The organism is Pseudomonas sp. WT-JTC (genome assembly GCF_056711565.1).
Genome location: NZ_CM160042.1, coordinates 3,303,466 through 3,317,392 on the forward strand (window position 1 = coordinate 3,303,466; position 13,927 = coordinate 3,317,392).

Annotated in this window: 11 protein-coding genes, 1 tRNA gene and 4 pseudogenes; 11 read left to right on the top strand and 5 right to left on the bottom strand. The window is 55.9% G+C overall.

Features of this window, described 5'->3' with window-relative positions; all coding sequences use genetic code 11:
• Nucleotides 1-48 precede the first annotated feature (48 nt).
• The 3 genes and pseudogenes from AC06G5_RS15135 (at nucleotide 49) to AC06G5_RS15145 (ending at nucleotide 2,815) form a co-directional block, all read left to right on the top strand.
• Nucleotides 49-1,872, top strand: coding sequence for an NAD(P)/FAD-dependent oxidoreductase (locus AC06G5_RS15135; protein ID WP_480459835.1), 1,824 nt, complete (start codon nucleotides 49-51; stop codon nucleotides 1,870-1,872).
• Nucleotides 1,873-1,894: 22 nt separating this feature from the next.
• Nucleotides 1,895-2,107: pseudogene (locus tag AC06G5_RS15140) on the top strand (AbrB/MazE/SpoVT family DNA-binding domain-containing protein).
• Between the two features lie 33 nt (nucleotides 2,108-2,140).
• Nucleotides 2,141-2,815: a histidine phosphatase family protein gene (locus tag AC06G5_RS15145; protein WP_480459837.1), complete on the top strand. Its 675-nt coding sequence runs from the start codon at nucleotides 2,141-2,143 to the stop codon at nucleotides 2,813-2,815.
• Nucleotides 2,816-3,104: 289 nt separating this feature from the next.
• On the opposite strand, the pseudogene AC06G5_RS15150 reads toward AC06G5_RS15145, so the two are convergent.
• A pseudogene (locus AC06G5_RS15150) lies at nucleotides 3,105-3,215 on the bottom strand (antitoxin); the annotation flags it as partial.
• A gap of 158 nt (nucleotides 3,216-3,373) precedes the next feature.
• On the opposite strand from AC06G5_RS15150, the gene AC06G5_RS15155 reads away from it, so the two are divergent.
• From AC06G5_RS15155 to AC06G5_RS15165, 3 genes are all read left to right on the top strand, one after another.
• Nucleotides 3,374-3,449, top strand: a tRNA-Phe gene (locus AC06G5_RS15155).
• Between the two features lie 193 nt (nucleotides 3,450-3,642).
• Nucleotides 3,643-4,098 (top strand): VOC family protein, encoded by a 456-nt coding sequence (locus tag AC06G5_RS15160; protein WP_413424292.1) that lies wholly within the window; start codon nucleotides 3,643-3,645, stop codon nucleotides 4,096-4,098.
• 67 nt (nucleotides 4,099-4,165) lie between these two features.
• Nucleotides 4,166-5,134, top strand: a complete 969-nt coding sequence (locus AC06G5_RS15165) for an endonuclease (RefSeq protein ID WP_480459838.1) — start codon at nucleotides 4,166-4,168, stop codon at nucleotides 5,132-5,134.
• 136 nt (nucleotides 5,135-5,270) lie between these two features.
• On the opposite strand, the pseudogene AC06G5_RS15170 reads toward AC06G5_RS15165, so the two are convergent.
• Nucleotides 5,271-5,372, bottom strand: a pseudogene (locus tag AC06G5_RS15170) (antitoxin); the annotation flags it as partial.
• Nucleotides 5,373-5,381: 9 nt separating this feature from the next.
• Nucleotides 5,382-6,458 (bottom strand): GlxA family transcriptional regulator, encoded by a 1,077-nt coding sequence (locus AC06G5_RS15175; RefSeq protein WP_480459839.1) that lies wholly within the window; start codon nucleotides 6,456-6,458, stop codon nucleotides 5,382-5,384.
• 73 nt (nucleotides 6,459-6,531) lie between these two features.
• On the opposite strand from AC06G5_RS15175, the gene AC06G5_RS15180 reads away from it, so the two are divergent.
• Both AC06G5_RS15180 and AC06G5_RS15185 read left to right on the top strand, forming a co-directional pair.
• A complete protein-coding gene (locus AC06G5_RS15180; RefSeq protein WP_413424286.1) occupies nucleotides 6,532-7,065 on the top strand; it encodes a tautomerase family protein in 534 nt (177 codons plus the stop codon).
• A 347-nt stretch (nucleotides 7,066-7,412) separates the two neighbouring features.
• Nucleotides 7,413-7,621, top strand: a pseudogene (locus AC06G5_RS15185) (hypothetical protein).
• Between the two features lie 99 nt (nucleotides 7,622-7,720).
• Here the strand turns inward: AC06G5_RS15185 and AC06G5_RS15190 are convergent.
• The gene (locus tag AC06G5_RS15190; protein ID WP_480459841.1) at nucleotides 7,721-8,638 is read right to left on the bottom strand and encodes an AraC family transcriptional regulator; all 918 of its coding nucleotides are present in this window, start codon (nucleotides 8,636-8,638) and stop codon (nucleotides 7,721-7,723) included.
• Between the two features lie 165 nt (nucleotides 8,639-8,803).
• On the opposite strand from AC06G5_RS15190, the gene AC06G5_RS15195 reads away from it, so the two are divergent.
• The 3 genes from AC06G5_RS15195 (at nucleotide 8,804) to AC06G5_RS15205 (ending at nucleotide 12,215) form a co-directional block, all read left to right on the top strand.
• The gene (locus AC06G5_RS15195) at nucleotides 8,804-9,853 is read left to right on the top strand and encodes an NAD(P)-dependent alcohol dehydrogenase (protein ID WP_480459843.1); all 1,050 of its coding nucleotides are present in this window, start codon (nucleotides 8,804-8,806) and stop codon (nucleotides 9,851-9,853) included.
• A 53-nt stretch (nucleotides 9,854-9,906) separates the two neighbouring features.
• Nucleotides 9,907-10,929, top strand: coding sequence for an alpha/beta hydrolase (locus tag AC06G5_RS15200; RefSeq protein ID WP_413704791.1), 1,023 nt, complete (start codon nucleotides 9,907-9,909; stop codon nucleotides 10,927-10,929).
• Between the two features lie 86 nt (nucleotides 10,930-11,015).
• Nucleotides 11,016-12,215, top strand: a complete 1,200-nt coding sequence (locus AC06G5_RS15205; protein WP_413704790.1) for an MFS transporter — start codon at nucleotides 11,016-11,018, stop codon at nucleotides 12,213-12,215.
• A gap of 284 nt (nucleotides 12,216-12,499) precedes the next feature.
• On the opposite strand, the gene AC06G5_RS15210 is transcribed toward AC06G5_RS15205, so the two are convergent.
• A complete protein-coding gene (locus tag AC06G5_RS15210) occupies nucleotides 12,500-13,918 on the bottom strand; it encodes an aldehyde dehydrogenase family protein (protein WP_413704789.1) in 1,419 nt (472 codons plus the stop codon).
• Between the last annotated feature and the right edge of the window lie 9 nt (nucleotides 13,919-13,927).

Genomic DNA, 13,927 nt, shown 5'->3' on the forward strand with positions numbered 1-13,927 from the left:
TGCTCTGGGGCAAGTTGTTACAAAAACAACAAGATCGGGAGAAGCCCCATGAACATCGCTGTTGAAACACCTCTGCACACGCCAACTGCTCAGCTCGCGGCTTGGGTCGAAAGCCTCAACGAGCGTCTCGTCCAACGTGATTTGGACGGCGTACTGGAACTGTTTGCCGAAGAGTGTCACTGGCGTGACCTGCTACTTTTCAGCTGGAACCTGGTGACCTTGGAAGGCCAGCCTGCCATCCGAGACATGCTCGAAACACGCCTCGACCAGACTCGTCCTGAGCGATGGAAACTGGAGGGTGAGGCGACGCTGAATAATGGTGTGCTCGAAGGCTGGATCAGCCTGGAAACCGATGCGGCGCGAGCTAAAGGCTACGTGCGTCTAAAGGAGGGCCTGTGCTGGACGCTGTTGACGACCATGCGCGAGCTCAAAGGCTTTGAAGAACCCAGCGGCCGCCGTCGCCCAATGGGTGCCAGTCATGGTCACGCCCACGCCGACAAACGCAACTGGCTGGAGCGCCGTCGTGATGAAGAAGCTTCGCTAGGCATCACCACCCAACCTTACTGCCTGATCGTAGGCGGCGGCCAGGGTGGGCTGGGGCTCGCTGCGCGACTCAAGCGAATGGGCGTGCCAACCCTGATCGTCGACAAAGCCGAGCGTCCTGGCGATCAGTGGCGCGGTCGCTACAAGTCGCTGTGCTTACACGACCCTGTCTGGTACGACCATATGCCTTACCTGCCCTTCCCCGATCACTGGCCGGTCTTCACCCCAAAAGACCAGATTGGCGACTGGCTGGAAATGTATACCAAAGTCATGGAGCTCAATTATTGGCCGCGTACAGAATGCGTGAACGCCAGCTTTGACGAGCAAAGTGGCACCTGGAAGGTTGAAGTGCAGCGCGATGGCGAGCGTGTGACTTTACAACCGACCCAGTTGATCCTCGCCACCGGCATGTCTGGCGTACCCAATGTTCCTGGTTATCCGGGTGCCGAGGTTTTCAATGGCCAGCAGCATCATTCCAGCCGCCATCCCGGTGGAGACGCCTGGAGCGGCAAGCGCGCGGTGGTCATCGGTGCGAACAATTCGGCTCACGACATCTGCGCCGACTTGGTGGAGAACGGCACCGAGGTGACCATGGTGCAACGCTCCAGCACCCACATCGTGCGTTCCGACAGTTTAATGGATCTCGTCTTCGGCGGGCTCTACTCTGAAGACGCCCTGGAGACGGGTTTGACCACGGACAAGGCTGACATGCTGTTCGCCTCGATCCCCTACAAGGTTATGCCAAGCTTTCATCAACCCATCTTTGACGCGATCAAGGAGCGTGACAAGGATTTCTACGAGCGCTTGGCCAAGGCCGGCTTCATGCTCGATTTCGGTGACGACGAGTCTGGCCTTTTCATGAAGTACGTACGCCGTGGTTCTGGCTACTACATCGACGTCGGCGCCTCCGAACTGATCGCTAATGGCACGATCAAGCTCAAGAGCGCGCCTGGTCTGGGTGTCGAACGCATCGAAGCAGATGCCGTCGTACTCAACGATGGCAGCCGACTACCGGCAGATCTGATCGTCTACGCCACGGGCTATGGCTCAATGAATGGTTGGGCGGCGAAGCTGATTTCCCAGGAAGTAGCTGACAAGGTCGGCCGCTGCTGGGGCTTGGGTTCTGGAACCACGAATGATCCTGGCCCGTACGAGGGCGAACTGCGGAACATGTGGAAGCCAACACAGCAGGAAAACCTCTGGTTCCACGGTGGCAACCTGCATCAGTCACGGCATTATTCGCTGTATCTGGCACTGCAGTTAAAAGCGCGCTTCGAAGGTATCGACACATCCGTCTACGGTCTTGCCGAGAGTCACCACACAGGCTGAGTCAAATGGCGCCCAGCCGTGGTTGGGCGCCTCTCCACAATGCCCCGGACGCATTCCGGATGAAGCGCCGCAGGAGCTCGAACAGAATGTCGGCGATGCTGTATTTTTGATCGAAGAGTTTGTCGGCAATACGCGCTGACTAGTCCTATCAAAAAAGCCTCAAATTGCGGATCGCATAGACGAGCTCACAGAAACCTGGAATAGCGAACAGCACGTCAGCGCCGAGGACAAATGAGGAAGCACCTATGCATCAAACCTAGGGCCCGCGATGAAACTCGTAAGGTTGATCCGCCACGCGGAGAGCTCCGCTAACGCCGGTCTAGCCACGGCAGCACCGGACTCAATACCACTGACTGAAAACGGTCTGCATCAAGCTCGTGAACTTGCTGAGTCCATAACGTGCACGCCCGACCTGATCATCTCATCCCCCTTTGAGCGCGCTATCGCAACCGCATTACCAACCACAGGGTGCTTCCCTGACGTGTCATTCGAAGTGTGGCCGGTCGAAGAATTTACGTATTTGAGCCCAAACCGCTTCGCCGGCACTACACAGACCGACCGTAAACCACATGCGGAAAGCTATTGGAAAAATGGTGCCGCGGAGTTTACTGATGGGCCTGGCGCTGAGTCGTTCGATCATCTGCTCGAGCGCGCAGATGCGATGCTGGCCAAGCTTGCGGATCACGATGCTCAGAACATCCAGGTCTTTAGCCATGGGCAATTCATCAGAGCTGCCGCTTGGCTGATCAAGCACGGAAGCCACGCTCGTTCATACGAACTCATGCGTGAATTTCGAGCTCACGATGTGAGGAAACCTTTTAGAAATTGCTCGAGTTATCAGCTTGTGTTTAGCGACGGCAGATGGATAGTTGAATGGCAGATCGACTCTACTGATCAAGAGAGATTTAGCGACGAGTTCTGCACAAGCGAGCGTTCTCGGTGACACCGTTTTAGCCAAGCTTCGCTGTCTCGCCAGCAAGCCCGGAAGCTTCGGTGTAACGTAATTTTGTGCATCGTAACAATCGCAACGTTACACATAGAAAATTGCGTTACAAGCCAACAAACTCGGAGTCAAGAGCTCAAAACTATCATTCAAATCCGACTGCGTAACTGGCTCAATGGTACCTCAATGTTGCGCTCTCCCCTCCCGGAAAATCTAAGCAAAGCCTGGCCTTGCCCAAATGAGCGATAAAACGACCAGCGTCTCTTTTGAATGAAGCTAATGACGAAACTCAAAAGACAACTCCTCTCTCCAGTCGACCGATCAGATCGAGGACTGCTTCTGTCTCTACTCTCGTGCCCAGCATTTCCAAGGAACACCTCGAACCCAGTCCTTGCACGGGTTACTTCATACTCGCTCATGACCTGAGCCAGATAACCACCTCCAGCTCACGGTTTTGAGGTTTCCACATCACGAGCAATCGTAAGCATAGGTATTCATTGGTTTTTTTTGATTTCGTGCTTGACGCCTCAGCCGTAAAAGACGTTTAATTCCGCCGCGGCCCAGATAGCTCAGTCGGTAGAGCAGGGGATTGAAAATCCCCGTGTCGGCGGTTCGATTCCGTCTCTGGGCACCATTACTTCTAAACCCCTGACTCCTTATGGTTTCAGGGGTTTTCTATTTGCGGGCACCGCAGCTGTTTGTAAACACACTATCTATCCACCCCCTTTAAGAGCGCGTGCATTTAAGTCTCCGATTCGAGGGCTTAGTGCTAGGCGTCCTGCTACGCTGGCCCCTTTCATGAACGCCGGTTCAACAGGAGGGCTGCGATGGATCTGAAGTTCAGTCACGTAGATGTACTGGTCAAGAATCTCGACGAAGCCAGTGCTTACTACGCACAGATACTAAACGCCAGGATCTCCAAAACGCTCGTCTGGGAACGAGGTGGTCTGCACGTGCGCTATGCGATTGCGCTGATTGGCCAAGAGCGTTTCATGTTGGTACAGCCGTTGGCGGGGAACTTGAAAGAGTTATTGGATTCGTCGGGTGAAGGGATGATTTACCGCCACTGCTACTCGACACCGGACATCGAGAAAGCCTATGACGAATTGATGGCCGCAGGTGTTCAGCCAGAAGACGAAAATGGAAAGCCATTGGCTCGTGCGAACCTGCAATCCCCGTCTGGGGCACGCATCATTTGGTTGCCCAAACGCTTCGGGCACTTCTCTATTGAGATACTGGAAGATAAAGCGCTGGAGGCATTTATCGAGGCTGCGTTTTCCTAAGAAAATTCTGCAGTGGGCGTGGGCGTCGTGAGTACAATGCGCGCCCTTAATTGGCTAATGCTTTCCAATGAAAAAACTGCTTTCCGTAGTAGCGCTGCTGACCTTCTCAGTAATCACCCCCGCCTTCTCAAGCCCTCCATCGACCTTTTCCGAAGCCAAGGTCATCGCCAAGCAAAAGATCTACCTCGACCAGGCGAACAGTGCCATGGGCGAGCTGTATTGCGGCTGCAAATGGACATGGGTAGGTAAGTCAGGTGGCCGGATTGATGCTGAGTCTTGCGGCTATCAAACCAGGAAACAACAGAGCCGCGCGGAACGGACTGAATGGGAACACATCGTTCCTGCCTGGACATTCGGTAACCAACGCCAATGCTGGCAGAACGGTGGCCGAGAACATTGCGTGGATGATGATCCCGTATTCCGAGCGATGGAAGCTGATCTGTTCAACCTCTACCCATCTGTTGGGGAGGTAAATGGCGACCGCCGCAATTTCAATTACGGGATGGCCTCTGGGGTAGCGCCGCAGTATGGGCAGTGCAAGACGCGGGTTGATTTCGATCAACGTGCTGCGGAGCCGCGTGACGAGGTCAAAGGGTTGGTCGCGAGGACAACCTTTTACATGTTCGACAGATACAAACTGAGTATGTCTCGTCAGCAGCAACAGCTACTGATGGCCTGGGACAAGCAGTACCCGGTGTCGTCTTGGGAAAAAGAGCGGGATCGACGCATTGCAGCAATCATGGGGCACTCCAATCCATTTGTAACTGGCGAGCGTCAATGGTCACAAGGGTACAAGGCGGTTGGTGATGGGGTAGTTAGCGCCGTTCCTGTTAATCCTCCGCGAGTAGCCGCCCAGCCAACCCTAGCAAGCGCGACCGGAGTAGGTTCGATCATTGGCAACCGAAAGAGTCAGGTCTATCACCTCTCTATGGGGTGTCCTGGTTATGGTCAGGTGTCCGAAAAGAATCAGGTTTCCTTCACCTCAGAATCTGAAGCTCAGGCAGCGGGATATCGAAAGGCAGGCAACTGCAAGTAGCGCGATCTTGTATTGGCGGAACGCTATGGGGTTTCCGGCTCGGTAAAGCATTACGTCGAGCCGGGCCTCACGGGCCCAAAGGAGCGATAGCAACAATCAGCGTCAGCTTCCACTGCCAGGTGTGGCGCGATGAAGCTCAAACAACCACTCCCCTCTCTAGTCGACCGATCAGATCGAGGACAGCTTCAGTTTCTACTCTCGTCCCGAGCATCTCCAAGGGCCGTTTCGAACAAAGCCCTCGAGATTGTCAATCAACAGTGCTGTACGACTCGCGTTCTATATCGTCTACCAAGGAAGCGCGCGCAAATCGCATTTGATATTCGCTCGGCGAGAGACCGGTCTTGCGCTTGAACAGCTGCCGAAATGTGCTGACGTCTCCATAGCCGACGCGCTGGCTGACCTCATCGATGCCGATGGGCCTTGATTCCAGCAACTGTTTAGCGACTTCGATGCGCAGGTTCTGCAGATACGCCAATGGCGCCAGGCCTACTGCTTGCTTGAAACGCCGGTTAAGCGTCCGTTCACTAACAGCGAGCCAGGCGGCGAGTTCACTCAGCAGAAACCTCTGCTGAAGTGTCGTCTCCATGCGCTGTTGAGCTCGCGCGACGAGCGAATCGGCATGCCCGTGTTCGTCGAGAAGCTTCGCGTAAGAAGCCTGAGAAGTCCGGTTCATGTCGATAAATAGCGACTTGGCGGTCATCGCGGCAAACTTCTCACCGGCGAACATTTCGACCAGCCGCACGGCGAGGTTGAGATACGATGTCACTGAACCACCCGAGATAATCCCATCTTGCCCGGTCAGGACTTCCCAGGCCCGAAGTTCGACACGCGGATAGCGTCGGGCGAAATCAGCCGCCTTGGCCCAGTGTGTCGTAGCGACTCGGCCGTCCAGCAAGCCTGCCTCGGCAAGCAGGTAGTTGCCGGTGCAGTATGTGGCCAGTACGGCGCCCGCCTTGTGTTGATGCCGTAGCGCCGAAGACAGCGCATTCAACTGCTCATGGCGGCCGATGAACTCATCCATGTTCGAAACAAACGGGGCTGTCAACAGAACGGCGTCTGCGCGTTTGCGTGGATCGATTTTGCCGTCCACCGAAATGCTTTGGCCCGACGCTGCCTTTACCGCTTGTCCGTCAAGCGATTCCACGCTCCATGCGAACATGGGTAAAGCGCCGGGCCTGCCCGCAGCCTCGCGCGCAATAAGATGATTGGCGGCGCTGAGGACGTCGATGGGGCCCGCGACGCCGGATGCCAGAATTCTGTCGTAGACCCAGATCCGGATTGTGATCATTTCCGTGAATGTCTTAAATTCCTCGAATAATGGCAATGCTGCCACTCCCTGGTTGTCTCGTAAAGCCCGATGATTACCAAACCAAAACACCTGAAGAGGGAATGGCACCATGCCAATGATCGACGCACTGTGGCCGGAAGATGCCTTGACGCCTGAAGCGGAAGCACGCCTGGTTAAAGAATTGACTGACATTCTGATCAAAGCGGAAGGATATGATCCGAGCAATCCGATTGCTCAGAGCGTATCTGTGTTCCATCTGCATCGACCCGCTGCAGTATTCGTCGGCGGAGAACCTTCGAAAGCGGTGCGCTACCGGATCATTCCTTCGGCGCCTGAGGGGCAATACACGGACGAGTCTCGCCGAGCACTGGTTAAAGCAGTCACGGAAGCGGTGGCTCGCGCCGAGAACCGACTGCTCGAAGAGGTTGCCCCGCGCGTCTGGGTCTTCCCGACGGAAATTCCGGAGGGTACGTGGGGCAGTCGTGGCGCCATTTACACGCTGCCCGACATTCATGCACTTCTGGCCGGTGAGTCCGAACGGAGCGGCGGCGAGGAGCGACTCGCGCGCAGACGGCGCGAAAAGGCACGCATCACGCTAGGAGCCGCTGTTGATGCCGCTAGTGCTGGAGTTGCCAAGTCGTAGCAACGCTCCTCGTGTTCTATTCAGCGGGACGAGAGAGGATGCCTATGCTCGCTGACAACCTTCATACAATCGATGGAGAACCCGACATGAAAGGCATTGACCAGCAGGGTACCTATCACCGAGGGATCGACGATGCCAGGAATGTTGCATCCATCATTAAGGAGATGCTCGGCTGATTTGGTGAGCCGGGCCCATTGGCCCGAAGGAGCGACCTCTCCATTTACGTCACCCACAGCTTAGCTATGGGCATGCATTGACTCGTACACTGAATGATTTGACACGACCTGCCCTCCCACCTCCCGCGAAGTCTCTGCCCTCAAGCAGAGAATCACAGTGCCCTGTCATAAATTGTCGCAGCTCAGTCCAGCATATCCCTGCTATTCAAGATCAATCAAAACCAGCTTGCCCTTGAGGCCGCCATCATGGAACTCACGAATTGGGTGAACAGCCCGGATCAAATGACGTAGCCGAGAGCGTTCGAGGTGCTCTGCAGGCCATCAGTAGGAATGAAGAGTTCATCAATATGACGCTCGCGGTGCTCATGACACCGGAGTGATGTTTGCCTCAGGGTGTTGGAAAGAGCGGACAGTCGACAGTTTCTCAACCAGCAAACAATCTCTCCGTTCAAACACCGCTCAGGCGTGCATTTATGCCGCTACCCCTGCCCTCGCAATACCGCAATATCCCGCTTGGGGGGTACGCCAAACAGTCGACTGTACTCGCGACTGAACTGCGACGGGCTTTCATAGCCGACCTTGAAAGCCGCGCTCGATACGTCCTGGTGTTCATTGAGCATCAATCGCCTAGCCTCGTTCAATCGCAGCCATTTCTGGTACTGCAAGGGACTCATAGCGGTGAGTTGGCGGAAGTGGTGGTGAAAAGTCGGTGTGCTCATCTGCACTCGGGCCGCCAACTCCTCGACGCGAAGCGCCAAGGTGTAATTCAACTTCAGCCAATCGATGGCCTTGGCGATTCGATAACCCTGACCATCGACGGATGTGATTTGTCGTAGTCTGCCTGCCTGATCACTCTGCAAGAGACGGTAGTGAATCTCCCGCTGGATCAAGGGAGCGAGAACAGGGATGGACTCCGGCTCATCGAGCAGTGCCAACAAGCGCTCGAATGACGCCAGCATTGCCAATGTCACTGAACCAATTCCTACCCCTTTCACATCTGATCGATCACGGATTGGCGGCAGGTCACTTTGCGCTATCAGCTCAGCCAGCATGCGCAGATCGAGTTTCAAAGTCAGCCCCAGGCATGGCTTTTCCGGGCTTGCAGCAAGCACCTCTGAATTGGCTGGCAAGTCCAATGACGTGACCAGGAATCGCGACGTGTCATACGGATAACCTTCGCCGCCTACCCACAGCTGCTTCTCGCCCTGAGCGACAAGAATGATGCTCGGCTCGACCATGCAAATGACGGGGGGAGAAGGATGCTCACGCCGATAAAAACCCAGGCCAGCAATTGAAGTAGCGCAGTCACCAGGCTTTGCGATCCGGGCACCAATGGTATGCGCGAGCGCTTCTTGGGGTGATGTGTATGCAGCGGCGGTTTCGTATTTGATCGTCATGTTCGTCTTGTACCTCTTCACTGAACTCTAACTCGCCAGCTGGCGACCGTCCTGCACAAAAGCCAAGACTCATAGGATCAGGCAAGTAATCAAGCGGATTGCTCTACTGAGTCTCTGGGCAGAGCCGGAGAATGATCATCCGACACCGCCACTCAGGACTTTCCCATGCTTGTAAAAGCCTATGGTGCTCACGCGGGCGACAAACCGCTTGAGCCGTTGCAGATCAGCCGCCGTGCACCCGCCGCCCATGATGTTCAGATCGATATCGCCTTTTGTGGTATCTGCCATTCGGATCTGCATCAGGTGCGTGCCGAGTGGGCAGGCACGCAATTTCCCTGCGTACCTGGGCATGAAATTGTTGGCCGCGTATCGGCAGTAGGCGCGCATGTTTCGGGTTTCAAAGTCGGCGATCTGGTCGGCGTCGGTTGCATCGTCGACAGTTGCAAACACTGTGACGACTGTGCCACGGGTCTGGAAAACTACTGCGACGGCATGATCGGCACCTACAACTTCCCGACCCCGGACGTACCCGGCTGGACACTCGGCGGCTACTCGCAAAACATTGTGGTGCATGAACGCTATGTACTGCGCATCCGCCATCCCGAAGACCAATTGGCAGCCGTCGCGCCGCTGTTGTGTGCGGGCATTACCACGTACTCCCCGCTTCGTCACTGGAACGCTGGGCCAGGCAAGAAAATCGGCGTGGTGGGCATCGGTGGCCTGGGCCACATGGGCATCAAACTAGCGCATGCGATGGGCGCCCACGTCGTTGCGTTCACTACCTCAGAGTCCAAGCGCGAGGCGGCGAAGCAATTGGGCGCCGACGAGGTTGTCGTGTCGCGCAATGCCGAAGAAATGGCCGCGCATGCCAAGAGCTTTGACTTCATTCTCAACACCGTCGCAGCCCCGCACGATCTCGATGCTTTCCTGGTGCTGCTCAAGCGCGATGGCGCACTGACTCTCGTCGGTGCGCCCGCATCGCCACATCCGTCGCCGAACGTATTCAACCTGATCATGAAGCGCCGAACAATTGCCGGCTCGATGATCGGCGGCATTCCCGAGACCCAGGAGATGCTGGATTTCTGCGCCGAGCACGGCATCGTCGCCGACATCGAACTGGTTCGAGCCGATCAGATAAACGAGTCCTATGAGCGAATGCTCAAGGGCGACGTCAAGTACCGCTTTGTAATCGACAACGCCACGTTGGCTGACTAAACGCCTGAGTCAAAAACTCCAGCGAACAACCATGCAATCGAAAGGAATATCCAGTGAAAGGAATTTTGCTAGCCCTGGGGCTGCTCGTTACCTCTTTTTCCTCAATGGGAGCCGATATGTCCAACGGCGCGGACAACTTCTACAAAAGCGAGAAAGTGACCGTTGAAAAGGTCACCTTCAAAAATCAATACGGTATGAAGGTGGCGGGCAACCTGTTCACCTTGAAGGGACTCAACCCCAAAGCGAAAAATGCCGCCATTATCGTCGGCCACCCCATGGGGGCAGTGAAGGAGCAGAGCGCAAACCTGTACGCCACCAAAATGGCCGAGCAGGGCTTTGTCACACTGTCGCTGGACTTGTCTTTCTGGGGTGAGAGCGAAGGTACACCTCGTCAGGCAGTCTCACCAGATATCTACGCAGAAGACTTCAGTGCCGCCGTAGATTTTCTCGGCACTCGACCCATAGTCGACCGTGAGCGTATTGGCGTCATCGGCATCTGCGGCAGTGGCAGCTTCGCCATCAGCGCGGCCAAGATAGATCCACGCCTGAAGGCAATCGCCACCGTCAGCATGTATGACATGGGAGCGGCCAACCGTAACGGACTCAAACACGCCGTGACTCTCGAACAACGCCAGCAGATCATTCGCGAAGCGTCCGAGCAACGCTATGCGGAATTCCAGGGTGGCGAAATCCGCTACACCGGCGGCACGCCGCTCAAACTGACCGGCAACGAAGTAGGCGACGAGTTCTTCGACTTCTATCGCACCCCACGAGGTGAGGTCACTCCGGCAGGCGCAACGCCACAAACAACCACCATGCCGACGCTGACCAGCAACGTGAAGTTCATGAACTTCTACCCGTTCAATGACATCGAGACTATCTCCCCGCGCCCATTGTTGTTTATTGCTGGCGCCCAAGCCCACTCACGCGAGTTCAGTGAGGATGCCTACCAGCGGGCTGCCGAGCCTAAAGAGCTGCTCATTATTCCAGATGCCGGACACGTGGATCTTTACGACCGGGTCAGCCTCATTCCATTCGCCAAGTTGACCACGTTCTTCAAAAGCAACCTGAAGTAGCCCGGTCGGTGCCCTGGCCGGGCATCGGTTCTCTCGTAGCCTCGCCTTCGGGGCTACGACGCTTCGCGCAATACAGGATTCAAACAATGACTGATCACCTCCTCCCAGTGCCCCATAAACCATGGGGTGCCGTATTCGCCATGTCGCTCGCCGCCTTCGTGCTCGTGGCATCGGAGTTCATGCCCGTCAGCCTGCTGACACCGATTGCCGCAGATCTGCATATCACCGAGGGGCAAGCCGGTCAGGGGATCTCCGTTTCGGGGCTGTTTGCCTTGTTCACCAGCCTTCTTATCCCGCTGGTGGCGGCACGGGTTGACCGTAAAGCACTACTTCTTTCACTGACACTGATGATGATTCTTTCCGGAACAGTGGTCGCGTTCGCGCCGAACTACTGGGTCTTCATGGTCGGACGAGCACTGATCGGAGTGGCAATCGGTGGATTCTGGTCATTATCGGCGGCGACGGCCATGCGCCTGGTACCTGATGATCAGGTCACACGGGCCATGGCAATCGTCAACGGCGGCAACGCTTTGGCGACGGTGATTGCAGCGCCATTAGGCAGTTTTCTCGGTGCCTTGATTGGCTGGCGCGGTGCATTCTTGTGCGTCATCCCAGTCGCGATAGTCGCCGGTGTCTGGTTGTCGTTAAGTCTTCCAGCGATGAAATCGCACAGCGGCTCAGGCACTGGAAACGTCTTCAGGTTGATGAAAAGCCTACCGGTCGCGTTAGGCATGGTGGCGGTCAGCGTCTTTTTCATGGGTCAGTTCATGCTGTTTACCTATTTGCGGCCCTTCCTTGAAACGGTCACGCACGTCAGTGTTTCCATGCTGTCGCTGGTGTTGCTCGTGCTGGGTCTGGCGGGCCTCGCGGGAACCTTCCTGATTGAACCGTTCTTGAAAAACGGCCTGCATCGAACGCTCATCGTCATCCCGATCTTGATGGCGGTGATTGCACTGGCGCTTGTTTCATTCGGTAGCTCGGCGGCCACCACGACTGTCTTGCTAGGCCTATGGGGACTGGTTGCGACTGCAGCGCCCGTAGGATGGTGGACATGGCTGGCGAGAACGTTGCCAGACGCTGCCGAAGCAGGAGGCGGGTTAATGGTGGCGATCATCCAACTGGCAATCGCGTCTGGCGCAACCGTTGGCGGGCTGGTCTTTGACTTGAGCGGCTATCGAGCGACCTTCGAGTTGAGCGCCACCTTGCTGGGCGCGGCGGCCGTTCTTGCCTACCTGGCTGCACGCGCAGCATCGCGAGAGTCTCTTGCGGTGGTGAACATCGCTTGAAATAACCACAAGGCACGGCATTGCATGTCTTGTGGTTTCGGTCGAGCATACGCTCGGAGTCAGGACGTGACGGCCCGCCTGCGGATCAAGTAGGTTAGATAGGGTGAACCAAAGAAGTTGTCCGTTCACCGTTTTACAGTTGAGGTCAGGATATCTCACCAAGCATCGGACGTGCACTTCCATGTAAGTTCGTGCGATCTACTTCCATTTTTAACACAGGGGACATCGGGCGTCAGATAAAAGCGTCCACCCGATGTGAACCGATGGCAATTTACTTCGTACGTTTAATCCAGCTCGCTGATGCAGACCACTTTAGGCTGCGTCATATCCTCATACGCAAACCGAACACCTTCGCGCCCCAAACTTCCGTACTTGAAACCACCGAAAGGCATGGCATCGAAACGATAATCGGAAGAATCATTGATCATCACGCCACCCGCTTCAATTTGCCGCGCCAATTTCAAGGCTTTGGAAAGATCACGTGTGAAGAGTCCCGCATGCAAGCTGTACTCAGGAGCGTTGGCCAGAGCAATAGCGTCTTCCAGATGGTCAAAAGGCTCCAGGATAACCACCGGCGCGAAGACTTCCTGCTGCCAAATCGTACTGCCATGCCTCACATGCTCAAGCACGGTCGGCGCATAGCTTCCCCCTTGGCGATGGTGTCCACACAGAAGAACGGCCCCCTCGGCCAGTGCTTCATTTACCAGTTGTTCGGTACGACGGGCCGCCTGTTCCGTAATCATCGGGCCTACATCCGTTGCTCGCTGATCAGGATCACCCACTACCAGGGCACGCGTTTGGCTGACAAAACGCTCACGGAAGTCCTCATAAATTGAACTGTGTATAAGGATGCGTTGAGTGCCGATGCAATTCTGCCCTGCTGCCCAAAAGGCACCAGACACACAGGACTCCACGGTCGGTTCGATATCACAATCTTCAAGCACAAGAACCGGGGCATTTCCTCCCAGATCCATTGCCAGCTTCTTCAACCCTGCACTACGAGCAATGGCCTCACCCGTGGCAAAACCACCCGTAAAGGAAATCATCCGAACTTCGCGAACCTCCACCAATGCTTTACCCAAGTCGACGCCACCGGTAGCCGGGGTAATCACAGAGGGTGGAAGACCCGCTTTCACCAAGCACTCAACGAGCTTGAGAGCAGACAACGGCGCGAGTTCCGAAGGTTTCAAAATCACCGCATTGCCACCGGCGATTGCCGGGCCGAGTTTATGGGCGACCAAATTCAGTGGATCGTTGTAGGGAGTGATCGCGACGATAAGCCCCAACGGTTCCCGCGTGAACCAACCTTGACGCGACTCCGATCCTTCATAAGCCCCAAATGGAATCACTTCCCCGGCGTTACGACGAGCCTCCTGCGCCGATAGCTTCAGCGTGTTCACACAACGCTTCACTTCCTTCTCTGCTTGTCGCAGCGTCTTCCCCGCCTCTGCAACAATGAGTTTGGCAAACGCTTCAGCCTCAAGCTCTACACGCCGGGCCGCGTCCTCAAGAATGCGCGCACGCAGGTGACGAGGCATTGCCGCACTCTCGCGTACGCCGATTCGCGCGCGTTCCAGCAAGCCAGGAACTGCGGCTGCATCGAGGCAAGGGACGCTCCCTACCAAGCGACCATCGAATGGACTGAACACATCAATCTGTTTGGCTTCAACAAGCTGGATACTGGCCATGCTGGATACGCTCATGACTATCTC